Raw genomic sequence first — 601 nt, 5'->3', positions numbered from 1 at the left:
CCCTAAACTACGTGCAATTTCTTCAGCAGCTTGAATTAATTTTGTGCCATATCCGTGGCGTAGAAAAGCTGTTCGCACATAAAACCTTTCGACTTCAAGGAGATTGTCGCCCACATATTCTGACTGTGCTTCGCCCACATTCAATTTAAGATAACCCATAGTTTCATTATTCTCCTTCAAAAAGAGGAATTGGCTGTTAGTTTCTGCTAATTCAGCCGTGAGTTTCTCTCGGTTATAGGCATCCTCCAAGTAAATCCGCATATTTTCATCCGAATTAAATTCCCCAAAAGTGTCCGTATAAGTTTCGATTGAGACAGCTCTTAACTCATCTACATCGGCTAGGGTGCATTGCTGTAATCGTGCCATAAATGACCATCCTCCTACATCATTAATTTCTTATATAGTAACCTAAATACGCTTAAAAATTAAAGTATAAACATATAAGAATGACTTTAGCATAAACAATAAGCCATTTGACAGTTTAAAAATACCCATTTATGGCGTGAAATTGTAAAGATATATATACAATCTTTACACAAAATATATTTATCAAAGTCGGTATAGCGGTATATTTACCTTTATTTAGTTGATGATAAAGGGC

The 601-nt window shown here is 35.4% G+C and carries 1 protein-coding gene; it reads right to left on the bottom strand.

Going from position 1 to position 601, the window contains the following annotated elements:
• On the bottom strand, positions 1-366 hold a 366-nt coding region (locus tag ACRCJ0_RS18460), incomplete at its 3' end, for a GNAT family N-acetyltransferase (protein ID WP_431391623.1).
• Positions 367-601: the final 235 nt, after the last annotated feature.

The sequence above is a fragment of the Aerococcus sp. L_32 genome, assembly GCF_050689315.1.
This window is presented reverse-complemented; position numbering and strand designations above follow the sequence as displayed.